Source organism: Pseudarthrobacter sp. MOO13 (genome assembly GCF_058267655.1).
In genome coordinates, this window is the sequence record NZ_CM177848.1 from 4,134,059 (window position 1) to 4,156,863 (window position 22,805).

At 62.7% G+C, this 22,805-nt stretch carries 18 protein-coding genes; 8 read left to right on the forward strand and 10 right to left on the reverse strand.

Annotated elements, in window-relative coordinates:
• Nucleotides 1-45 precede the first annotated feature (45 nt).
• The 8 genes from AC4EEO_RS18995 to dnaA form a co-directional block, all read right to left on the reverse strand.
• Entirely contained in the window at nucleotides 46-708 is a 663-nt protein-coding gene (locus AC4EEO_RS18995; RefSeq protein WP_491328967.1) for a DUF3566 domain-containing protein, read from the reverse strand.
• The gene (gene gyrA, locus AC4EEO_RS19000) at nucleotides 701-3,379 is read right to left on the reverse strand and encodes a DNA gyrase subunit A (RefSeq protein ID WP_491339499.1); all 2,679 of its coding nucleotides are present in this window, start codon (nucleotides 3,377-3,379) and stop codon (nucleotides 701-703) included. The genes AC4EEO_RS18995 and gyrA overlap by 8 nt, the downstream gene beginning before the upstream one ends.
• A gap of 55 nt (nucleotides 3,380-3,434) precedes the next feature.
• On the reverse strand, nucleotides 3,435-5,522 hold the full coding sequence (gene gyrB, locus AC4EEO_RS19005; RefSeq protein ID WP_026264879.1) for a DNA topoisomerase (ATP-hydrolyzing) subunit B: 2,088 nt from the start codon (nucleotides 5,520-5,522) through the stop codon (nucleotides 3,435-3,437).
• A gap of 378 nt (nucleotides 5,523-5,900) precedes the next feature.
• Nucleotides 5,901-6,455, reverse strand: coding sequence for a DciA family protein (locus AC4EEO_RS19010; RefSeq protein WP_018762810.1), 555 nt, complete (start codon nucleotides 6,453-6,455; stop codon nucleotides 5,901-5,903).
• The gene (recF, locus tag AC4EEO_RS19015; protein ID WP_018762811.1) at nucleotides 6,445-7,650 is read right to left on the reverse strand and encodes a DNA replication/repair protein RecF; all 1,206 of its coding nucleotides are present in this window, start codon (nucleotides 7,648-7,650) and stop codon (nucleotides 6,445-6,447) included. The genes AC4EEO_RS19010 and recF overlap by 11 nt, the downstream gene beginning before the upstream one ends.
• 45 nt (nucleotides 7,651-7,695) lie before the next feature.
• On the reverse strand, nucleotides 7,696-8,580 hold the full coding sequence (gene gnd / locus AC4EEO_RS19020) for a phosphogluconate dehydrogenase (NAD(+)-dependent, decarboxylating) (RefSeq protein ID WP_018762812.1): 885 nt from the start codon (nucleotides 8,578-8,580) through the stop codon (nucleotides 7,696-7,698).
• 106 nt (nucleotides 8,581-8,686) lie between these two features.
• A complete protein-coding gene (gene dnaN / locus AC4EEO_RS19025; RefSeq protein WP_018762813.1) occupies nucleotides 8,687-9,811 on the reverse strand; it encodes a DNA polymerase III subunit beta in 1,125 nt (374 codons plus the stop codon).
• Nucleotides 9,812-10,348: 537 nt separating this feature from the next.
• Entirely contained in the window at nucleotides 10,349-11,770 is a 1,422-nt protein-coding gene (dnaA, locus tag AC4EEO_RS19030; protein WP_018762814.1) for a chromosomal replication initiator protein DnaA, read from the reverse strand.
• A 466-nt stretch (nucleotides 11,771-12,236) separates the two neighbouring features.
• Between dnaA and rpmH the strand changes: the two genes are divergently transcribed.
• The 8 genes from rpmH (at nucleotide 12,237) to AC4EEO_RS19070 (ending at nucleotide 17,923) form a co-directional block, all read left to right on the forward strand.
• Nucleotides 12,237-12,374, forward strand: a complete 138-nt coding sequence (gene rpmH, locus AC4EEO_RS19035; RefSeq protein ID WP_003800212.1) for a 50S ribosomal protein L34 — start codon at nucleotides 12,237-12,239, stop codon at nucleotides 12,372-12,374.
• A gap of 40 nt (nucleotides 12,375-12,414) precedes the next feature.
• On the forward strand, nucleotides 12,415-12,825 hold the full coding sequence (gene rnpA / locus AC4EEO_RS19040; protein ID WP_081624186.1) for a ribonuclease P protein component: 411 nt from the start codon (nucleotides 12,415-12,417) through the stop codon (nucleotides 12,823-12,825).
• Nucleotides 12,818-13,210: a membrane protein insertion efficiency factor YidD gene (yidD, locus tag AC4EEO_RS19045; RefSeq protein ID WP_018762815.1), complete on the forward strand. Its 393-nt coding sequence runs from the start codon at nucleotides 12,818-12,820 to the stop codon at nucleotides 13,208-13,210. The genes rnpA and yidD overlap by 8 nt, the downstream gene beginning before the upstream one ends.
• Before the next feature lie 15 nt (nucleotides 13,211-13,225).
• Nucleotides 13,226-14,191 (forward strand): membrane protein insertase YidC, encoded by a 966-nt coding sequence (gene yidC / locus AC4EEO_RS19050; protein ID WP_491339500.1) that lies wholly within the window; start codon nucleotides 13,226-13,228, stop codon nucleotides 14,189-14,191.
• On the forward strand, nucleotides 14,191-14,736 hold the full coding sequence (locus AC4EEO_RS19055) for a Jag family protein (RefSeq protein WP_109044848.1): 546 nt from the start codon (nucleotides 14,191-14,193) through the stop codon (nucleotides 14,734-14,736). The genes yidC and AC4EEO_RS19055 overlap by 1 nt, the downstream gene beginning before the upstream one ends.
• 20 nt (nucleotides 14,737-14,756) lie before the next feature.
• Nucleotides 14,757-15,407, forward strand: a complete 651-nt coding sequence (gene rsmG, locus AC4EEO_RS19060; RefSeq protein ID WP_018762818.1) for a 16S rRNA (guanine(527)-N(7))-methyltransferase RsmG — start codon at nucleotides 14,757-14,759, stop codon at nucleotides 15,405-15,407.
• An 89-nt stretch (nucleotides 15,408-15,496) separates the two neighbouring features.
• On the forward strand, nucleotides 15,497-16,576 hold the full coding sequence (locus AC4EEO_RS19065; RefSeq protein WP_491339501.1) for a ParA family protein: 1,080 nt from the start codon (nucleotides 15,497-15,499) through the stop codon (nucleotides 16,574-16,576).
• Nucleotides 16,577-16,642: 66 nt separating this feature from the next.
• Nucleotides 16,643-17,923, forward strand: a complete 1,281-nt coding sequence (locus AC4EEO_RS19070; RefSeq protein ID WP_026264882.1) for a ParB/RepB/Spo0J family partition protein — start codon at nucleotides 16,643-16,645, stop codon at nucleotides 17,921-17,923.
• A gap of 466 nt (nucleotides 17,924-18,389) precedes the next feature.
• Here AC4EEO_RS19070 and istB read toward each other — a convergent pair whose 3' ends face one another.
• Nucleotides 18,390-19,178: an IS21-like element helper ATPase IstB gene (gene istB / locus AC4EEO_RS19075; protein ID WP_440745464.1), complete on the reverse strand. Its 789-nt coding sequence runs from the start codon at nucleotides 19,176-19,178 to the stop codon at nucleotides 18,390-18,392.
• Nucleotides 19,178-20,395, reverse strand: a complete 1,218-nt coding sequence (gene istA, locus AC4EEO_RS19080) for an IS21 family transposase (protein WP_440745465.1) — start codon at nucleotides 20,393-20,395, stop codon at nucleotides 19,178-19,180. The genes istB and istA overlap by 1 nt, the downstream gene beginning before the upstream one ends.
• Between the last annotated feature and the right edge of the window lie 2,410 nt (nucleotides 20,396-22,805).

The following is a 22,805-nucleotide window of genomic DNA, read 5'->3' on the forward strand; positions in this document are numbered from 1 at the left end:
CAAATCGGGCATTTCCACCGGATTACCCCCGGTGAAACCGGGTTCTTAATCGTCCGTCAAGGTGACGCCGATTCCACCCACCAGCGTGGCGGAAATGTTGTAGAGGACGGCGGAGAGCATGGACAGCGCCGTCAGCAGGACAACGTTGACCACAGCGATGATGGTGGCGAATGAGGCCACCTGCCCCAGCGATGCCACCTTCTTCAGTTCGAAGCCGCCGCTTTCGGAGCCGGCGAGCGTTCCCAGCAGGCTGTCCACCTGGTCGAAGATTCCGGTCAGGTCCAGCACCGTCCACAAGACGATTGCTGCCACCACGGTGACAATGCCAAGTGCCACCGAGAGCAGGAATGCCATCTTCAGTACGGACCAGGGGTCCACCTTGCTGATCAGCAGCCGGGCCCGCCGTACCTTTGCTTTCGGCGCGGGCTTCACCAGGCCGGGATTACCCTGTCCCTGGGCCGGCCGCTGGCCGGAGGCTGCAGGGCGCTGGCCCGGCTGACCCTGGAAGGGCCGCTGGCCGGGCTGCGCGGGGCGGTCGCCCTGCTGCGCGCGCTGGCCCGGAACCGCGGGACGCTGGCCCGGGGCACCTGCGGCCGCTGCCGGTCGCTGCTGCGGACGGACGGGGGCGTTCACGCGGGGCGCCGCTGAAGGCCGGTTCCCGTCAGGAACAGTGCTGTTCGGCTTGGGAAATGAGTCGGAATTACTCACTCGTTACCTCCGTGTTGTCTTCGTTCGGCTCAGCGTCGCCCGAGGCGTCCTCTGACTCAACGGCCGGTGATTCTTCTGCCATTGCTGGCTCGGCGGAATCCCCAGCGGGACCGCCATCTTCAGCCAACGTTACGTCATCCTCAGCGGATTCATCGTCCTCGAGGCCCCGTTCGCTGTTACGCGCCACCTCGATAATCCGGTCATTCTTGTCCGGCTTGGCGAAGATGACGCCCATCGTGTCACGACCCTTGGCCGGAACACCGGCCACGGAGGACCGGACCACCTTGCCGCCCTCCATGACCACCAGGACTTCATCCTCTTCCTGGACGATGAGGGCTCCCACGAGGTGGCCGCGTTCTTCCTGGTATTTGCCTACCTTGATGCCGAGACCGCCACGGCCCTGGAGGCGGTATTCCTCCACCGCCGTGCGCTTGGCGTACCCGCCTTCCGTCACGATGAAGACGAACGAGCCGTCAGTCACCACATCGGCGGCCAGCAGTTCGTCGTCCTCGCGGAACTTCATCCCGGTAACGCCGGAGGTTGCCCGGCCCATGGGTCGCAGGGCGTCGTCCGTAGCGGTGAAGCGGATGGACTGGCCCATGCGGGAGACCAGGAAGAGGTCGTCTGTTTCCGAGACGAGCTGCGCCGACACCAGTTCGTCGCCGTCGCGCAGGTTGATCGCAATGACGCCGGCGGAACGGTTGGTGTCGTAGTCCTCGAGCCTGGTCTTCTTCACCAGGCCCCGCTTGGTGGCGAGCACCAGGTACGGCGCCTGCTGGTAGTCCTTCAGGTCCAGCACCTGGGCAATGTGTTCATCAGGCTGGAATGCGAGCAGGTTGGCAACGTGCTGGCCCTTGGCGTCCCGGCCCGCTTCCATGAGCTCGTACGCCTTGGCACGGTATACACGGCCGAGGTTGGTGAAGAAGAGCAGCCAGTGGTGCGTTGTGGTGACGAAGAAGTGTTCCACGACGTCGTCGCCGCGAAGCTGGGCACCCTTGATGCCTTTGCCGCCGCGCTGTTGTGAGCGGTAGTTGTCACTGCGCGTGCGCTTGACGTAGCCGCCGCGGGTGATGGTGACCACCATTTCCTCTTCGGGGATCAGGTCTTCCATGGACATATCGCCATCGAAGCCCATGAGGATCTTGGTGCGGCGGTCGTCGCCGTGCTTGTCCACGATTTCGGCCAGCTCGACGCTGATGATCTCGCGCTGGCGCTGTTCGGAGGCCAGGATCGCGTTGTATTCGGCGATCAGGGCCTCGAGCTCGGTGTGCCGGTCCTGGATCTTCTGGCGTTCCAGGGCGGCGAGGCGGCGCAGCTGCATGTCCAGGATGGCGCGGGCCTGCAGCTCGTCGATATCAAGAAGTTCCATCAACCCGTCGCGTGCGGCTTCGGTGGTGTTCGAGGCGCGAATCAGGGCGATGACTTCGTCGAGCATATCCAGTGCCTTCAGCAGGGCGCGGAGGATATGGGCTTCCTCCTCGGCCTTGCGCAAGCGGTACCGGGTTCGGCGTGCAATGACGTCCATTTGGTGCGTCACCCAGTGCCGGATGAAGGCGTCCAGGCTGAGTGTCCGGGGCACGCCGTCAACGATGGCCAGCATGTTGGCGGAGAAGTTGCTCTGCAGCTCGGTGTGCTTGTAGAGGTTGTTCAGCACCACCTTGGGTACGGCGTCGCGCTTCAACACGATCACCAGGCGCTGGCCGGTGCGGCCGGAGGTTTCATCGCGGAGGTCCGCGATGCCGGAGATTTTGCCGTCCTTGACCAATTCGGCGATCTTGATGGCCAGGTTGTCAGGGTTGGCCTGGTACGGCAGTTCCGTGACCACCAGGCAGGTGCGTCCCTGGAGTTCCTCCACCGCGACCACTGCACGCATGGTGACGGAACCGCGGCCGGTCCGGTAGGCGTCTTCGATGCCCTTGTGTCCCAGGATGGTGGCACCCGTGGGGAAATCCGGGCCCTTGACCCGCAGCAGCAGTTCTTCGAGGAGTTGCTCGCGGGTGGCGCCGGGGTTGGCCAGGTACCACTGGACCCCGTCCGCCACTTCCCGCAGGTTGTGCGGCGGGATGTTGGTGGCCATGCCGACCGCAATGCCGGAGGATCCGTTCACCAGCAGGTTGGGGAACCTGGCGGGCAGGATGGTGGGTTCCTGGTTCTTGCCGTCGTAGTTGTCCTGGAAATCGACGGTTTCCTCGTCGATGTCGCGGACCATTTCCATGGCCAGGGGCGCCATTTTGGTCTCGGTGTACCGGGGTGCGGCGGCACCGTCGTTGCCTGGTGAACCGAAGTTCCCCTGCCCGAGCGCCAGCGGATAGCGCATGGTCCAGTCCTGGATCAACCGGACCAGGGCATCGTAGATGGCAGTGTCGCCATGCGGGTGGTACTGGCCCATGACTTCGCCCACCACGCGGGCGCACTTGTTGAAGGAACGGTCGGGGCGGTATCCGCCGTCGAACATCGCGTAGAGCACGCGGCGGTGGACGGGCTTGAGGCCGTCGCGGACGTCCGGGAGGGCGCGCCCTACGATGACGGCCATGGCGTAGTCCAGGTAGGAACGCTGCATTTCCGTCTGCAGGTCCACCTGTTCAACGCGGTCGATCAGCACGTCGCCTTCAAGAACGGTGTCCGGTTCTCCGGCCTCGGGGGCGGGAATCTCGGGGGTTTCGTCGCTCATTCTTTATTTTCCGTTTCAGGTATATGTCTGGTTCCGAATACTTTGGAGCGGGTCCTTAGATGTCCAGGAACCTGACGTCCTTGGCGTTCTGCTGAATGAAGTTGCGCCGTGACTCCACGTCTTCGCCCATGAGGACGGAGAAGATCTGGTCGGCGGCGAGGGCGTCATCCATGGTCACCTGCAGCAGGGTGCGGTGGTCAGGGTCCATGGTGGTATCCCAGAGTTCGGTGTAGTCCATCTCGCCCAGGCCCTTGTAGCGCTGGATGCCGTTGTCCTTCGGGATGCGGCGTCCAGCCGCTTGGCCAGCCACCAGTTTGGCGTCGCGTTCGCGGTCGCTGTACACGTAGTCGTGCGGCGCGTTGGACCATTTGATCCGGTACAGCGGCGGTTGCGCCAGGTAGACGTAGCCGTTCTCGATCAGGGGACGCATGTAGCGGAACAGCAAGGTCATCAGCAAGGTGGTGATGTGCTGGCCGTCCACGTCGGCATCAGCCATGAGGACGATTTTGTGGTACCGAAGTTTGGCGAGGTCGAAGTCCTCGCCAATCCCGGTGCCGAACGCGGTGATCATGGACTGGACCTCCGCGTTGCCCAGGGCCTTGTCCAGGCGGGCACGTTCCACGTTCAGGATCTTGCCGCGCAGGGGCAGGATGGCCTGTGTTTCGGGGTTGCGGCCGCGCTTGGCGGAACCGCCGGCGGAGTCGCCCTCCACGATGTAGACCTCGCACTTTTCCGGGTCCTTGGAGGAGCAGTCGGAAAGCTTGCCCGGCATGCCGAACGATTCCAGCGGGCTCTTGCGCCGGGCGTTGTCGCGGGCCTTCCGCGCGGCCATGCGTGCCTGGGCCGCCGAAATGGCCTTGCGGATGACGTCACGGGCGGGACCGGGGTTGCGCTCCAGCCAGTCACCCAGGCCGTCGGTGACCACGCGCTGGACGAATCCCTTGACCTCGGAGTTGCCCAGCTTCGTCTTGGTCTGGCCTTCGAACTGGGGCTCCGCCAGCTTGACGGAAATGACGGCGGTGAGGCCCTCGCGGATGTCGTCGCCCGTGAGGTTGTCGTCCTTTTCCTTGATGATGCCCTTTTCCCGGGCGTACCGGTTTATCAGGGACGTCAGTGCGGCACGGAAGCCTTCTTCGTGGGTGCCGCCCTCGTGGGTGTTGATGGTGTTGGCGTAGGTGTGCACGCTCTCGGAGTAGGCACTGGTCCACTGCATCGCCATTTCCAGGGCAATCCGGCGTTCGGTGTCCTCGGTTTCGAAGGCGATGACGTCCTCGTGGACCACCTCCACCTTCTTGCCCGAGTTCAGGTGCTTGACGTAGTCCAGCAGGCCTTCGTCGTACTGGTACACCACGGTTCGGTGTTCGGCGCTGATCTCACCGTCGGTGCTGAGGTCGTCAAGGTCGAGGTCGCCGTCGGCTTCATCACCTTCGGCGGCACGCTCATCCGTCAACGTTATGCGCAGGCCCTTGTTGAGGAAGGCCATCTGCTGGAAACGGGCGCGGAGGGTCTCGAAGTCAAACTCGGTGGTTTCAAAGATCGCCGGGTCCGGATAGAAGGTCTGGGTGGTGCCGGTGGCATCGGTCTCTTCACCCTGGACCAGGCTGCCCTGCGGCTTGCCTCCGTCGGCGAAGGACATCCGCCAGACGTGGCCCTGGCGCCGTACCTCGGTGTCCACCCTGCTGGAGAGGGCGTTGACCACGGAAATGCCCACACCGTGCAGGCCGCCGGAGACCGCGTAGCCGCCGCCACCGAACTTGCCGCCGGCGTGCAGGATGGTCATTACCACCTCGACGGTGGGCTTGTGCTCGGTGGGGTGCATGTCCACCGGGATTCCGCGGCCGTCGTCGACAACTTTGACGCCGCCGTCGGCCTGCAGGACCACTTCGATATGGCTGCAGTAACCGGCGAGTGCCTCATCCACGGAGTTGTCCACCACCTCATAGACCAGGTGGTGGAGTCCTCGGGGACCCGTGGAACCGATATACATGCCCGGGCGCTTGCGGACAGCTTCGAGGCCTTCAAGGACAGTGATGTCGCTGGCACCGTACTCCCTTGGGCTGGTAGACGCAGCCGGGGTGTCAGGGGTACGGCCATCCTCGACCGCTGTATCTGCTGCCAGAATATCTGTATTGTCGTTAGCCACAGGCGCTGCGACTCCTCTGTTCTCGATGATGGCCGGCTGATTTCTTTTCGCAGGGAAAAGTGACCCGCCAACAGGCACAAACTTATGGCGCCGGTGACTCGATGACGGTCGGTGATCCGCGCTCTGCGTGCGGGACGCGCGCGGAGAACGGACTGAAGTCAACGTTTCATCCGCGCCCAGTTATCTCGGTCAATTCTACCGCGAACACGCCCAGATCCTCGCATTCCAAGGCCGTGGGCGGACGGTGAATGTGCCTGTGCGAGGCTCTTGGCCCCGCCTAGGACGGCCCGGTGGTACGCCCTCCGGGTGCCCATACACGCCGCGGCCCTTACCGGCCTCTATACGCCTTTGGGCGAAGTTTCAAGACCTGCGGCCCGGCTATCCGTAGGTGTCCCGCGGACCACGCCCGTTGACACTGCGTCCACCCTTGCGCCAGCTGGGCGCTGTGGGGCCGAGGACCTGGATCCTGGTGACCACGCCGTCGCCCAGTTCCCGGCGGAATTTCTCCAGCAAGCTGGTGCTCAGCAGCCTGAGCTGGGTGGCCCAGGCCGTGGAGTCACACCGAACGTGCAGGGTGGTGTCGGTGAAGCTTTCGGGTGTGCAGTGGGCTGAAATCTCCGGGCCCACCAAGGTGGCCCACTCCGCCATGACGGAACCCACCGCTACCGGGGAGGTCCAGCCGCGTTCTGCAACCAGCCGCCCAACCACTTTGCCCAGGCCGAGCGGGTCCCGGCCGGTGGCATGAAACTGGCTGAAGCCCCGGGTGTCACGGATACTGCCCTTGGCTTTTTGCGAACCGGGCCGGGGCGCCTTCCTGCGGACTTCGCCGCGGGCGGCAGCCGCCTCCCGCATCCTGTTCAGTGCTGCTTGCGGGGCATCGATGTGGTCAGGTTCGCGGCCGGGCTGCAGCCCGGCATCCTCGTCACTGCTCATCGATTCCTCCCGGGATGACCTTCACCCGCCGTCCGGACAGCTCTTCCGGAATATCGGCGTCGACGGCGGCGGTCACCAGGACCTGTTCCGCGCCGGAGACTATAGCCGCCAGTTTACGCCGCCGCTGGACATCGAGTTCGGCAAAGACGTCGTCCAGGATGAGGATGGGGGCGGACCCGCCGGTGCGGGCGTCATCGAGCATGACGTAGTACGACGCCAACCGCAGGGAGAGGCACATGGACCAGGTCTCCCCGTGCGAGGCATATCCCTTCGCGGGTGCCTGTCCGAGGATGAGCTCCAGCTCGTCGCGGTGCGGGCCGACGAGCGAGATGCCACGTTCCAGTTCTTTCTTCCGTGATTCCGCGAAAGCCTGGATGTAGCGCTCCGTCAGCTGTTCGACACTGAGCAAGCGCAGGTCCTCCTGCGCGGCGGACGAAGCCCCGGCCGTGGTGCGCTGGGCATGTGCGGCCGGGACGCCGTCGTCGTCCATCTGGTTCTGGAGGGTCGAACGGTACAGGGCATCGGCGGGCTTGGAAGCATCCGTCAGCTCGGCGTAGGCGCGGGCGAGGTGCGGGCGGAGCCGTTCCACCAGTTCCAGCCGTGCGTGCAGCAGCTGTGCTCCGGCACGGGCCATGTGCTGGTCCCAAACATCCAGGGTGGCTTCATGGGCAGTCGTGAACCGTCCGGCCCGCGCTGATTTCAGCAGGGCGTTGCGTTGCTTCAGGACGCGGTCGTAATCGCTGCGGGTGGCTGCATGATGCGGAATGAGGCTGGCGAGCAGTTCGTCCAGGAAGCGCCGGCGGTTGGCGGGATCCCCCTTGACCAATGCCAGGTCCTCGGGAGCGAACAGGACGGTCTGGCAGATGCCCAGCAGGTCGCGGGCACGGACCGGGTTGCTGCGATTGATCCGGCCGCGGTTGGCCCGGCCGGCATTGATTTCCAGCTCCAGCACCGTGGTCTGCTCTCCGCGGACCAAACGGGCCCGGACCAAGGCGCGCTCCGTGCCGAACCGGAGCAAGGGGCCATCGGAACTGACCCGGTGGGAGCTGAGCGTGGCCAGGTAGCCGATGGCCTCCATCAGATTGGTTTTGCCGATGCCGTTGTACCCCACCAGGACGGTAACGCCCGGGCCGAGGCTGAGGTCAACCTGGGCGTAGCTGCGGAAGTCCGTCAGGGAAAGATGTTCAAGATACACGCGGTGGTCGGCAATTCTGGAACCGGTGGCGGCTCCTGGTGGATGCTACTTGGCGGGACGGGTTGCATGGCCACCGAACTGGTGGCGCAGCGCAGAAACCATCTTCATCGCGGGGGACGTGTCCTCCCGGGAAGCAAAACGGGCAAACAGGGCGGCCGTGATGGCCGGGGCCGGAACCGCATTGGCGATGGCCTCTTCAACTGTCCAGCGGCCCTCACCCGAATCCTCCACGTAGTCGTCGATGGACTCCAGGCCTGGATCTTCATCCAAGGCTTTGACCATGAGGTCCAGCAGCCAGGAACGGACCACGGTTCCCTTTTGCCAGGCGCGGAACGTGCCCGGCAGGTCCGTGACGATGTCCTTCGCGGCAAGCAGTTCGTACCCTTCGGCGTACGCCTGCATCAGGCCGTATTCGATCCCGTTGTGGACCATCTTGGCGTAGTGGCCGGCGCCGATTCCGCCAACGTGGACAAAGCTGTCAGCCCTGTCGCCCTCAGGCCGCAGGGCATCAAAAACCGGCATGGCGCGTTCAATGTCGCCGGCGTCACCGCCTGCCATCAGGCCGTAGCCGTTCTGCAGGCCCCAAACCCCGCCGGACACCCCGCAGTCGGCGAACCGGATGCCCTTGGCGGCAAGCACCTCACCATGTTTCTGGTCTTCAGTGAACCGCGAGTTTCCACCGTCGATCACAAGGTCGCCGGGCTCGAGTTTGCCGGCCAATTCGGTGATGACGGCGTCTGTCACGGGGCCGGCCGGGACCATGACCCAGATGACCCTCGGCGCCGGGACGGCGGCGATCAGGTCTTCGACGCTTGCGGCATCCGTGACATCGGGATTCCGGTCGTAGCCGGTGACCTCCACGCCGCCCTTGCGCAGGCGTTCACGCATGTTGAAACCCATTTTGCCGAGGCCAATCAGTCCAATGTGCACGGTGAGACTCTTTTCTGCGCTGGTGTGTGAAGGCTGGGAGCCGATGGGTGGACCCACGCCGCCCGGGTTCCCTGGCCGAGCTTGCGAGGCAAGGCGGCGGTGGGGACTAGTTGGGCAGGCGGACAGGCATCACCAGGTAGCGGTAATCATCCTGGTCTTCGCCGTCGGCATCTGCCTGCGCCGTGATCATGGCGGGCTTGGGTGCCGTGGTGAACGAGAACCGGACGAATTTCGTCTCGATGACACTGAGGCCCTCAATCAGGTAGTGCGGGTTGAAGGCCACCGTGATGTCCTCGCCGGACAGCTGCGCTTCAAGCTCCTCCGACGCCTGGGCGTCCTCGCCGGTCCCGGCATCAAGGTTGAGCAGTCCGCTGCTGAATGCCAGGCGGACCGGAGTGTTGCGTTCGGCGACAAGTGAGACGCGGCGGACGGCTTCCACCAGCTCTTGGGTTTGCACCGTGGCATGGATCGGTGTGGATTCCGGGAACAGGGACCGGATCTTCGGGTAATCGCCATCCACCAGCAGGGACGTAGTGGTGCGGCCGCCGCTTTCGAATCCGATCAGCCGGCTGTCATCGTCGGAGAGGGCAAGGTTGATGTCGCCGCTGTTGCCGAGGGTTTTGGCCACTTCGTTGAGGGTTTTGGCCTTCACCAGCGCGCTCGTGGAGATTCCCGGAGTCACAGGCTTCCACGGCACTTCGCGCATGGCCAGCCTGTACCGGTCGGTGGCAAGGAGGGTGATCAGGTCATCCTCGATTTCCATCCGCACGCCCGTGAGGATGGGCAAGGTGTCGTCCTTGCTGGCTGCGATGATCACCTGGGAAACAGCTTGCGCGAAAGCGTCGCCGGGAACGGTGCCGCTGATGGCAGGAAGGGCAGGCAGCGGCGGGTACTCGGCTTCCGGCATGGTGGCCAGGTGGAAGCTGCTTCGACGGCAGGTGAGTGTGACCTTGTTGCCGTCGGTTTCAACGTCCACCGGGGCCGAAGGGAGGCTGCGGCAGATGTCCGCAAGCAGCCGGCCGGAAACCAGGATGGTTCCTTCGTCCCTGATATCGGCGGCGATTTCCAGCCGTGCGGATGTTTCGTAGTCAAAGCTCGAGAGGCTGACTGTTCCCGCTTCGGCCTTCAGGAGCAGGCCGGAAAGGACGGGGACCGGCGGCCGCGGAGACAACGAGCGGGCTGTCCAGGTGACGGCTTCGGCCAGGACGTCCCGATCGACTCTGAACTTCACGGAAGGGTGCCGCCTTTCATTGCTGCTGCCATGTAAACCCGGGAACTTCGCAGTGAAACTCCGGAAGATGTTGTGCGCGCCGCGGCCGGTGCATGGTCCGTGCAGACGGAAACCACACAAAACCCAGGGATGGGAGCGCTGCTGACAGCTTAGCCGGAAGAACCGCGATTAACCCATCCCCAAGCACCCGGCCCGGCCCTTCCAGGGGCCGGAGGGCCCGCCCGGTGGAGGTGCCGATGGATCTTGTTGTTTGAGGGAATTCAATTTTTTGGGATTCGTAGTGTTAATAACTGCTGTGGAAACTGTGGATAACCCGATCCTGGCCCACGTTTCCGGGGTTAAGCCCTGTTCACGGACTGTGCGTTACCTGGGTTTTAAACAGGGTGTGGATGGGGACAACCCAAAGAGCCATTTTTGATGATCCACAGACGGCTTAAGGGTTTTAAGCCCATTAAGCGCGCTTGTCCCCTTAAGTATCCACAGGCTTATCCACATGCCCCTGTTAATAAGGTATAGAGTGCGTGGCCCGGTGTGGATTCAGGAGTCGCGCTGCTGCTGCTTGATCCGGTTGGTCAGTTCCGTCACCTGGTTGTAAATCACGCGGCGTTCGGCCATCAGCTCACGGATCTTGCGGTCGGCATGGATCACTGTGGTGTGGTCGCGGCCGCCGAGTTCCTGGCCGATCTTGGGGAGCGACATGTCCGTCAGTTCCCGGCAGAGGTACATGGCGATCTGGCGGGCGGTGACAAGGGTCCGGGTGCGGGACTTGCTGCAGAGCTCTTCCATGCTGAGCTTGAAGTAGTCAGCGGTCTGCTGGAGGATCTGCGCTGACGTGATTTCCTGCGCACCGTCGTCAGTGATCAGGTCCTTGAGGACCATTTCCGCAAGCGCAACATCCACCGGCTGCCGGTTGAGGCTGGCGAAGGCGGTGACGCGGATCAGGGCGCCCTCAAGCTCGCGGATGTTGCTGGAAATCTTCGACGCGATGTACTCCAGGGCGTCATCAGGTGCCGACAGTCCCTCGCTGAGCGCCTTTTTCCGCAAAATTGCGATGCGCGTTTCGAGTTCCGGCGGCTGGATGTCTGTCAGCAGTCCCCATTCGAACCGCGACTTCATCCGGTCTTCGAACCCGGCGAGCAGCTTGGGCGGCTGGTCCGAGGTGATGACCACCTGTTTGTTGTTGTTGTGCAGCGAATTGAACGTGTGGAAGAACTCCTCCAGCGTGCGGTCCTTGCCGGCCAGGAACTGGATGTCATCGATCAGCAGGACGTCCACGTTGCGGTACGTGGTTTTGAAGCTGGCGCCTTCGTCGTCCCGGATGGAGTTGATGAAGTCGTTGGTGAATTCTTCGGAGTTGACGTACCGGACCCGGATCCCGCTGTAGAGCCGGCGGGCGTAGTGCCCGATGGCGTGCAGGAGGTGCGTTTTGCCGAGGCCGGAGTCGCCGTAGATGAACAGCGGGTTGTAGGCCTTGGCGGGTGCCTCGGCAACGGCGACGGCGGCTGCGTGGGCAAATCGGTTGGAGGAACCAATGACGAACGTGTCGAAGACGTACTTGGGGTTCAGCCGGCCGAATTCATGCGACGTGCTGGGCAGCATGGGCTGCGGCTTTTGTTCGATCAGCTGGTCCGGTGCGAACGCAGGCTCGACGACGGGTTCGGGCTCTTCGTGGATGGGCACCAGATCGGTGTCGACGTCGATGGCGCAGCGAATGTCCTCGGAGAAGACATTGTGCAGAGCATCGTCCAGGGCGTCCTTGACCTGGGTCTGGAGCACTTCGCGGGTGAGCTCGTTGGGGACGGCCACCAGGAGGGTGGAGCCGATCAGGCCTTGGGCCTGGGCGAGGATGACGAAACCCCGCTGGCGCGGTGAAACACGGTGGTCCTGTTCCAGCAGGCTGACAACCCGGCGCCAGGAACTTCCGACAGTATTGGCGTGGTTGGCTTCGTCTACTGTCATCAATCGGTTCCCTCAAAACTTGCTATGCCTGCATTGCCTGCAGCCCAAGTCCGGAACCAGGCTGCTGGCCCAACTTAATCCACAGGGTTATGCACAGTCCGTGGATAATCGGCTACTGGGACACTCTAGGGGATCAAAAGCCTAGAAGATAGCTGGCTATCCGGCTGTGGATAATTACACGGTTGTGGTTCCTTGGAGGCCCCTGTGAGCCACTTCATCCACAGCCTGTTGGGATACTTAGGCACAGCTGGGGATAGCACCGCAGGGCCCTCGCGGTTTGACTCGGGGCCTCGAATTGCCCTAACGTTGTGAAGTCCTTTGTGTCCGCTTTTTGGCCCCATCTGAACTTCCAGGCGCAGTGCGCTTGGACAGCCGGGGGAAGCGTGCATATACAAAACTTAGCGTCGGCCAGTTCTTCCCCATATTGATCGGGTGGGCGCACCTTTGATCCACTGGAGTAACTAACGTGAGCAAGCGGACTTTTCAGCCGAATAACCGCCGTCGAGCCAAGAAGCACGGCTTCCGCCTTCGTATGCGTACCCGTGCCGGCCGCGCCATCCTGGCAGCCCGTCGTGGCAAGGGCCGCACCGAGCTTTCGGCCTAAATAACTGACTTGTCGGTAGACATCCCTTTGCGAGTTTAAGGTGCTGGCCGCCCGCAACCGCCTGAGGACTGCAACCGATTTTTCAATAACCGTACGTTCCGGTGTCCGCAATGGACGCCGGAACGTAGTGTTATATGCGGCAGCCATCGCTGCCGACGAACCCAGCCGGATCGGGTTCATTGTTTCCAAGAGTGTAGGGAACGCCGTGGTCAGGAACCTCGTTAAGAGGAGACTGAGGGAAGCGGCTGCCGCCTCACTGAGTGAACACGCAACTGGACTCGCCATCGTGGTGCGGGCACTGCCCGCCTCCGCGTCTGCCAGTTGGGATCAACTGCTGGCGGATTACAACGCAGCACTGGAAACAACGCAGAACCGGCTGGCCGGACGGCCACCACGGCCTGCCGCCAAAGGTTCGGCCGGTACAACACGGGAGGGGACAACGCGTGCCTAGCACCACTGCCGCCGTCGCCCGCATCCGGAACGTGACCGCCGCCGTCGCAAAGTTCCTCTGGAACCTGCCCCGGAACATCCTCATTCTCTTGCTGATGGCCTACCGCAAGGTGGTTTCTCCCTTGTACGGCCCCGTCTGCCGATTCTTCCCTTCATGCTCGGCCTATGCCCTTGAAGCGGTCACCGTACACGGCGCTGTGAAGGGAAGCTGGCTCGCAGTCAGGCGCCTTGGCCACTGCCACCCATGGAATGCCGGCGGAGTGGACCACGTCCCCGCCGGCGGCCGGGAATGGCCTGCGGGCCGAACCCCCACAATTGTTGTGCTGAACAATCCGGACCGGTACCTGGTTGCTCGGACTGATGAAGAAGGCCGCAGTGCGGCCTGACGAATAGGGATAAGTATGGACTTCTTTGGAACAATCATGGCCCCGTTCAAGTGGCTGGTTTCCATCATCATGATTGGATTCCACGATGGCTTGAGCGCCATTGGCATGCCCGCCGCAAACGGCTGGACCTGGACTCTGTCCATCATCGGACTGGTGCTGGTGATCCGTGCCGCCCTGATCCCCGTATTCGTCAAGCAGATCAAGGCGCAGCGCGGCATGCAGCTGCTCCAGCCCGACCTGAAGAAGCTGCAAGACAAGTACAAGGGCAAGACGGACCAGCTGTCCCGCCAGGCCATGGCCCAGGAACAGATGGCCATGTACAAGAAGCACGGCACCAACCCGTTCTCCGCCTGCCTTCCCATGCTGATCCAGATGCCCTTCTTCTTCGCACTGTTCCAGGTGCTTTCGGGCATTTCCCAGGCGAAAGACCAAGGAGCCGGCATTGGTGCGATGAGCCACGAACAGGTAGTGGAGTTCGATGCCTCCAGCATCTTCGGCGCGCCGCTGTCCGCCGCCCTGCTGCACGGCGGTGCCGGGAACACAGCCGTGGTGGTGCTCTCGATCGTGATGATCCTGGCCATGACGGCGTCCCAGTTCATCACCCAGAAGCAGATCATGGCCAAGAACATGTCTGAAGAAGCCATGGCCAGCCCATTCATGCGGCAGCAGAAGATGATGCTTTACATCCTGCCGGTAGTCTTCGGCGTGGGTGGCATCAACTTCCCCATCGGCGTTCTGATCTACTGGACCACCACCAACCTCTGGACCATGGGACAGCAGTTCTTCGTGATCCGCCGCATGCCGACGCCGGGATCCCCCGCTGCCAAGGCCCTCGCCGAACGCCGCGCAGCCAAGGGCCTGCCGGCCCTTTCCGTCCTCACCGGCAAGCGGGATAAGGCAGCCGACGCCGCCGCGGCTGCCGCCGTGGAAGCCAAGGGACAGCGCGTCCAGCCCCAGCGTAAGAACAGGAAGAAGAAGTAATGTCAGCCGAGAGCACCGAGCACGTCCTTTCCGAAGAGATTGCAGACCAGGACGAGTCCCCCGCTAAGGCCTCTGCGGCCAGCCGCCTCGAGGAAGAGGGCGACGTCGCCGCAGACTACCTGGAGGAACTGCTGGACATCGCCGACATCGACGGCGACATCGACATCGAGGTCCGCAACGGCCGCACCTACATCTCCATCGTCGCGGAGGAAGAAACCGAGGGCCTCGAAGGCCTGGTAGGAGAAGACGGCGAGGTGCTGGAGGCTCTCCAGGAGCTCACCCGGCTGGCCGTACTCTCCGCTACGGAGAACCGTTCACGGCTTGTGCTGGACATCAATGGCTACCGCCAGGAACGTACCGGCCACCTGCAGAAGATCGCCGAAGATGCCGCAGCATCCGTCAAGGAGACCGGTAAGCCGGTTGCCCTTGAGCCGATGAGTGCCTACGAGCGCAAGATCGTGCACGACGCCGTGGCTGACCTCGGATTGGTCAGTGAGTCCGAGGGTGAAGGCTCCGGACGCCACATTGTTGTTTCCGCAGACTAGAGAGTGCCAGCACGATAACCATGGTTGATATCACGGCAGCAGAGCTTCGGGCTGCTGAGAAGATTTTCGGCGACCGCCTGGACCTGGCCAAACGCTATGTTGAGCACCTGGCCACCTCCGGGACCGAACGCGGGCTGATCGGGCCCCGCGAGGTTCCCCGGTTGTGGAGCCGCCACGTGCTCAATTGCGCGGTCATTGAAAGTGAGATCCCCCAGGGAAGCCACGTTGCCGACGTCGGAAGCGGCGCAGGCCTGCCTGGCCTTTGCCTCGCCATTGCCCGCCCAGACCTCGAATTGACGCTCATCGAACCCCTCGAACGAAGGGTTATTTGGCTCCAGGAAGTGGTGGACGACCTCGGACTGGACAACGTCACCGTAATGCGTACCAGGGCCGAACTGGCCGTGGGGCAGGTGGACGCCGACGTGGTCACGGCCCGTGCCGTGTCAGCCCTGACGAACCTCGCAGGCCTGACCATCCCGCTCCTGGCCGGACACGGTGAGGTGGTGGCCATCAAGGGCCGCAGTGCCGGGGAAGAGATCGAAAAGGCCGCGAAGGTCATCCGCAAGCTTGGCGGTGTGCAGACATCGGTGGTCACCGTCGGTGACAACATCCTTGAGGAGCCCACCACCGTGGTGCGCATCGTAGTGAACAAGTCCCAAAAGAAGTCCTAAAGTGGGCCCACTGACGGTGGTCAGACGGGTGGAGCAGTTAGGCTAGACAACGGCAGCAAAATTGGCTGAACGAGAGTGAGTGTGCCCCAGTGACGAGTAGTGAAGCCTCCGCACAACGGATCCCGCCGTTTGTGTCTCTGGGGTCGGCACGTTCCGTCGCTGGGTCCGGGTTGGCCGGTTTGGGAATGGCCCCGGCCCGGGGCGGGAACCATCCACGGCCGGCCACCGGCGCCGTTGGAAGCGGAGTTTCACGTGAAACAACCTCTTCCGGTAGGTCGAACGTCATCGATGCCATTGACGATTCGAGTCCTATCGCCCGTGAGCTCGCACACGAGACCAAACGCCGGGAACGCCTGATGGGTCGCCAGCTCCCGCGTCCGGAGCAGACCCGGATCTTCACCGTCTCCAACCAGAAGGGCGGCGTGGGCAAGACCACGACGACCGTAAACATTGCCGCAGCCCTTGCGGCCGCCGGACTCAACGTCCTGGTCATCGATATCGACCCCCAGGGAAACGCCTCCACCGCCCTCGGCATTGAACACCACGCCGATGTGGACAGCATCTACGACGTCCTGATCAACGACATCCCGCTGGCGGATGTTGTGGCTCCGTGCCCGGACATCGGGAAGCTGATCTGCGCCCCGGCCACCATCCATCTGGCCGGTGCCGAGATCGAGCTCGTCTCCCTGGTCGCCCGGGAACAACGGCTGCGGCGCGCTATCGACGTGTACGCCAAAACCCGCGAAAAGAAGGGCGAAGAGCGCCTCGACTACGTCTTTATCGATTGCCCGCCCAGCCTCGGCCTCCTGACAGTCAACGCCTTCTGCGCCGCCAGTGAAGTGCTGATTCCTATCCAATGCGAGTACTACGCCCTGGAAGGCCTCAGCCAGCTCCTCAAGAACATCGAGATGATCCAGAAGCATCTCAACGCGGACCTCGTTGTTTCAACGATCCTGCTCACCATGTACGACGGCCGGACCAACCTCGCTGCCCAGGTTGCTGCTGAAGTGCGCCAGCACTTCCCTGAACAGGTGCTCTCCGCCGTCGTTCCCCGCTCGGTGCGGATCTCTGAAGCGCCCAGCTACCAGCAGACGGTCATGACCTACGACCCGTCCTCGAGTGGTGCCCTGTCCTATCTGGAAGCCGCCGCTGAAATAGCGGAACGCTAGAATCTTCAATACCGCAACGCATGGAGGCCCGGGTCATCCTGGCTTCACCACTGGAGGGATTTACCCATGAGCGAGAAGCGACGGGGCTTAGGCCGCGGTCTTGGCGCGCTGATTCCAAGTTCCGCCGCAGCCAATGGTTCTGCCAACGGTGCAGCGCAATCGCGGCCAGTGGACTTGTTTTTTCCGGAAGGCCGGAAGAAGACCGAACCCGTAGAGCAGCCTGCACCGCCGGCTGCAGCCAAGGCACAGGAAAAAGAAGGCCAAGCTCCCGCGGCCCGGATTTCCGCAGCGAAGACTACCCCCGCAAAATCGACAGCCACCGACAAGCCCTCCAAAACGGCCGCGGCCGCCAACGGGGCAGCCGACACGAAGGCCCCCGCCAAGAAGGCGCCGGGCCTGCGCTCCAAGGCTGCGGATGGGCCCGCCCCCTCAACGCCACCAGCGAAGGCACCCCAACCGGCTGAAGCCGGCGCAGCGGATAAGGTGGAAGCATCAGCGGCCCCGGAATCCGGCGTTGAGTTGGTTGAGGTACCAGGCGCACGGTTCGCGGAATTGCCGGTAGGCGACATCCACCCCAACCGTAAGCAGCCCCGAAATGTCTTCGATGAAGACGACATGGCCGAGCTGGTGCACTCCGTTCGTGAAATCGGAGTCTTGCAGCCAATTGTCGTTCGTACATCAACCGAATCTGGTAGTGAACCCTATGAACTGGTCATGGGTGAGCGCCGTTGGCGGGCGGTCCAGGCGGCAGGGCTGGAGACCATTCCTGCCATCATCCGTGACACCACCGATGACGACCTGCTGCGCGATGCCCTCTTGGAGAACCTGCACCGCAGCCAGCTGAATCCCCTGGAAGAGGCGGCGGCGTACCAGCAGCTCCTCGAGGACTTCGGTACCACCCACGAGCAGCTCGCTGACCGGATAGGCCGCTCGCGTCCCCAGGTTTCGAACACGCTCCGCCTGCTGAAGTTGCCGCCGCTCGTGCAGCGCCGCGTAGCCGCGGGCGTCCTGTCGGCCGGCCACGCCCGTGCTCTTCTCTCGCTGCCGGATGCAGCGGCCATGGAACGGCTCGCCCAGAAGATCGTGGCCGAGGGCATGTCCGTGCGCGCCACTGAAGAAGCAGTCACGCTCTACCAGGACCCGGCTAAACCGGCCAAAAACAACATCCCCCGCCCCGGGGCGCGGCATGAACGGCTCGACTACTTGGCGTCATCGCTTTCGGACCGGCTGGACACCAATGTGAAGATTTCCCTTGGCGTCCGAAAAGGTAAAGTCAGCATCGAGTTCGCCAGCGTAGAGGACCTCAACCGAATCATGGATGTGCTGGCGCCGGGAGCGACCAACTAGCGCTCACCGTTACTGGAGCCTAGGGAGGCCCGATTCACTGCGAATCGGGCCTCTTTGCGTTTCTGGGACTGTCGGCAAGACGGCCCCTGGATGCGAGGTCTCCGGGGCTGGCGAGAACTGACTCGGTTTAGGACCTTTGATGGCCCGAGTTCGTCTGCCTGCTTACTGGGTCCCCGCTATGGAGCTTTGCCGCATCCGATCGTCCGATGTGGCGGCATGGGTGTACTTCGCCTGCTTCGCGGGCATATTTGTTCTGGTTATGTCCACGTTCCGCTGGGCGTAGGACGTACAGCCGGCGTTGTCTGGGCCAGTCGGGGGCGGTGCGGGTAGTTTGTGGCAAACCGTCGGATCGGGGCCTTGCGGTACCCGCGAGGGCCCTTAGGTCGAATACCAGGCGCAGGATTGTCAGCGCTGGTCGAAAAGTGAGCCATTTCGCTGGCTGAAAACTGAGCCACTTTGACGTTGGTTATTCTGCCGTATTTTCCGGTCTTGTCGAGGGCAGCGAGTCGACCTGAGTGTGTTTGAGCCGGTAGCTGGAGCCCTTGAGGGTGATGACTTCGGCGTGGTGGACGATGCGGTCGATCATGGCTGACGCGACGACCTGGTCGCCGAAGACGTCGCCCCAGCGGGCGAAGGGCAGATTTGAGGTCAGGATCAGCGAGGCGTGTTCGTAGCGCGATGAGACCAGTTGGAAGAACAGGTTCGCGGCGTCCTGCTCGAACGGGATGTAGCCGACTTCGTCGACGATGATCAGTCCGTAGCGGCGTAGCCTGACCAGTTCTTGGGGCAGCCGGCCGTTCTGGTGGGCTGCCTGGAGCCGGGCGACCCAGTCGATGGCGGTGGCGAACAGGACGCGGTGACCGAGCTGGGTGGCTCGTAAGCCCAGCCCGGTGGCGAGGTGTGTTTTGCCGGTGCCGGGCGGTCCGAGCAGGACGATGTTGGACGCTTCGGTGAGGAACGCGCCGGTGGCCAGGTGCGCGATGGTGTCGCGTTTGAGGCCGGGTTGGTGATCGAAGTTGAAGTCCTCGAGTGATTTCCGGGCCGGGAAACCAGCTGCCCGGGCCCTGAGCTCGGCGCCGGAGGCTTCTCTGGCTGCGACTTCCCGGGACAGGACAGCGGCGAGGTATTCCTCATGGCTCCAGCCTCCTTCACGGGCCTGGTCCGCGAGCCGGGTTGCTGCTTCCCGGATCCGGGGTGCCTTCATCGCCCGGGAGTAGTACTCGATCTGGCCAGTCGTTTCTTTGACGTTGGCCATCAGGCGACCTGCCCGTCATCGAGGACCACACCGAAGGCGCGGTCGTAGTCCGCCAGGTCCCGCAGCCCGGTTGTTTCGCCCGCGGGCGGTGGGGTTTGGAAGGCCTTCCGCAATGCCCTTGCCGCCTCGACGTGGGCCGGGTCGGTGATGGTCAGTCCGGAGCCCCACGACCGAGGGTGGGTGCCGACGGATCTGCCGTCCAGGCTGATCATGACGGTCGTCAGGTCCGCGGTGACGTCGACGAACCGGCCGATGGCCTGCGGGTGAACGGAGTAATCATTTGATCCCATCCTGACGTAGTAGTCCCTCGGCAGGCGGACCCGCGCGACGAATCCCGTCACCGGTGGAACCGGCGGCAGCGCCAGCATGGCTGCTTTGTCCGCTGCGAGCAGCTCCGTGGGCCGGGCGCCGATCCGCCTGACCATCCGGGCGTTAGCCTTCGGCAGCCACTGCCCGAGCTGATTATTGAAGTCTTCCGGCGAGGTGAAGATTCGGCCCGGCAGGAAGGACGTCTCCAGGAACTGGTTGGCCCGTTCGACCACGCCCTTGGTTTCCGGGTCGTAGGGTTTGACCTGCACGACCCGGGTGGCCAGGACACCGGCGAACGCGGAAACGCCGGCAGCGTAACTGTTCCGGCGGCCGATGCCGGTTTCGTTGTCCCAGATCAGCCGCCGCGGAACAGCCCCCAATCCACCGAGCAGTTCCCACATTCCGGCCAGCAGGTCCCCGGTCATCCGGGACGGGATCATCCGGGCCATGATGAACCTCGAATGGGAGGAGACCATCACCAGTACCGGCAGCACCCTGGCTTTGCCGGCGCCAACGGGTATTCGGACCTCAGGGAACCACAGGTCGCACTGCGCCTGGTCCCCGGGCTCGTAGCTAACCCGGTCTGCAGGATCAGCTGGGGCATATTCCGGCCGGATCCTGGCCACGTTCTCCCGGAACCAGGCTGCCGATCCGGACCAGCCCACCCGCTCAGCCAATACTGTCGCCGGCATCCGCGGGTTCTCCAGCAGCAGCGCACGAATTGCCGGTTCCACAGCTTTGATCCCGGAGTTCCGCGGCGCACGGACGTACGCCGGCGGACCATCAGCACTGACAGCTTTCGCGACGGTATTCCTGGAGATCCCCAACCGTGCCGCTATCGACCTCATCGACTCACCCTCGGCAAGATGCAACCGCCGAATAAGCGCCCAATCCTCCACTGTGATCACCCACCCAATCGTTTGGAACGGGTGGCTCAGTTTTCAACCGTCACAATGGCTCAGTTTTCGACCGTCACCGACAAGGATCAGGGCTATTGGAAGGCACCCGGCTCCTCAGCGGCTCTCCTGGTGCCGCTGAAGCGCTGCTTCCGGATGTTCGGTCGAGACCCTACTGACGTCGGCGCACAGGGATGTGTGGATGGAAGACGATTATTAGAGGTGTCGGAGCCACACTGGCAGTGCACTTCCGTCCGTTGTTTCACGTGAAACGCGAGCAATGTGCTGCGCTCCTTGATGTGCCGGCCAATTGCATCTCCCCTGTGGGTACATCCGCGGCCGGTTGACTTTTCTCAAGGGTGTGCGGACAAGGGCTTGGGTGCCATAGTTCGCGGGCGAATGTGCTTCTGTCATCGGCAGGCCCAAATGCCATGGTCCTGCCGCAGAAAGTCATCAAGTTTTACTGTGACTATTTGATTGGGCTACCTGGTGATGGATTTCCGTCAATATCGAAAGACGGTTGTGTCCGCAAAGACGGTTGTGTCCTTAGGTTGGTGATATGCCACGTCTGCGGTTCTTGCGCGCGTTGTAGGGCCACCGACTTCGCCGAAGCCGCACCGTGCTGCTAACGGGCTGCTGTGAACCGGGCATCACTAACACTGATCATTCGCGGGTCCTTGTGGCACGAAGCCAAGGACCCACCTGAAAAGAAATCACCAGGCTGGTGTCGCCGATCATCTCGTGACACAGGTGTCGTATCTCACCAGGCAAGTGGTGCATAATCAAAATGCGGCTGTGCGATTTGGTCGAGTGCCCCGATACGGGAGAGTTCGGCTGATGTATGCAGTAGTACTGCTCCTCCTTAGTATCCATACTTGGCGATAGATTATTGGGACGTACTTTGTCGAAAGTAGCCATCCGTGTGGTTCCGTGTGTGCGGAGACCGTAGCTGTCCGCCTTGCACTGCCCGTCAATGTTTCACGTGAAACGGCGCAACTCCGGGTGGTGGCCGGCGCAGTCTAGATATGTTTCACGTGAAACACAATTGGTCGCTACTCATTCTCTCTCGCATAGGGAGTCGGAACTCCCGTGAGAGAGCCGGCGGAGCACGCGCATCCAGCTTCACGCGCTGCACTGCGGATGGACCCGAGAGCGGGGCGGACCTCGTGGCCGGCAAGGAAGGATGTTTCCGATCCACCACCCCTGAATCACTGTGTGGCGTGGATGTCCCACAGCGTCCCGTGCTTCTTAGCGGGGCACATGGGAAGTGCATCGAGTGCAGTGTTCGACTATGGGTTCCACGGTCTTCGTTGGTGATCAGTAGTTCCTGAGGAGTCCTGCATTGGGCACTCGCTCAGTGAGTTGGAGTGCAGAAGCAGAGCTGCGAGGGCGCGTTGGGCCCCGCAATGATCAGGAGTATGACCTAAGCCGTCTTGCTGTTGTTGAGTGCGCTCAATACGCACTATGGGAACAGACATACGGTGTTTGCTTAGGTCGTGGAAGAGTCTCGTGGAAGGCGGATCAATATCGCCACGACGCTGCCCTGGGGCGTGTGCCACCACGGAACGAGTTGGCGCGGTTACTTGCACGGAATCCTTGCGATGAGCATGGGCACCGTGAGTCCCTAGCCTTCGATACCTGCTCCCCGATGACCCTGTCCCCCGGCCTTCGGCGTCGTCCTGGATAACCCATTCTGGGTTTGGTACAGAGGCAAGGCGTGTGGCAATGCACTACCTCCTAGCGGCGCTGCCGACTACAGAGCTGCCGATGGCTATTGTTCGGCGGTGTTGGAACTACGCTCCGGGACGGAGGTTCGAGGCTTCACGGAGGTGTAGTTCCTTCGTTACGGCGCCCAACCGACACTTTGCCGGGCGGAGGTCTTCCACGTCGGATTGGCGTCGCGGGAGGCTGCTGTCCTTAGGAATCTCAAGAACCGCCTGTACGCCGTGCGTCGACGTTGGGCAGCGTTGTTTGAAGCAATGGTGTTGCACCGAGAAGGCCGCCTAGCTCGGCGCGAATGTATCGGCACCGGTGAACCCTGGAAATACCCGGAGCGCAACGGGCGATCCCCCGGAGCGTTTCATCTGTTTCGTTCGGCGGCAGAGTATAGGTGGATATTCCTGTGGATAACTTTGTGAATAAGTTCTGTCCCTTATCCAGAGCTTCGCAGCGCCTTGTGCGTCGCGACTTGCTGCGGGAAGGCTACAAACCTTGCGGCAACGTAACCCCTAAGCGTGACCGCGACGACGGCGTTTCACGTGAAACATCGTGTGGCATTGCACGGCAGCGATAAGCGCACATTTTGAGTGGAAAATGACGACATTTCCGGCGTGTATGAGCTAGATCAGCTCGTACCCTCGCGCGGTCGTTCCCGCGAATAGGCGGACATGGTGTCTAGACGAACACCTTGGGATTCGAATAG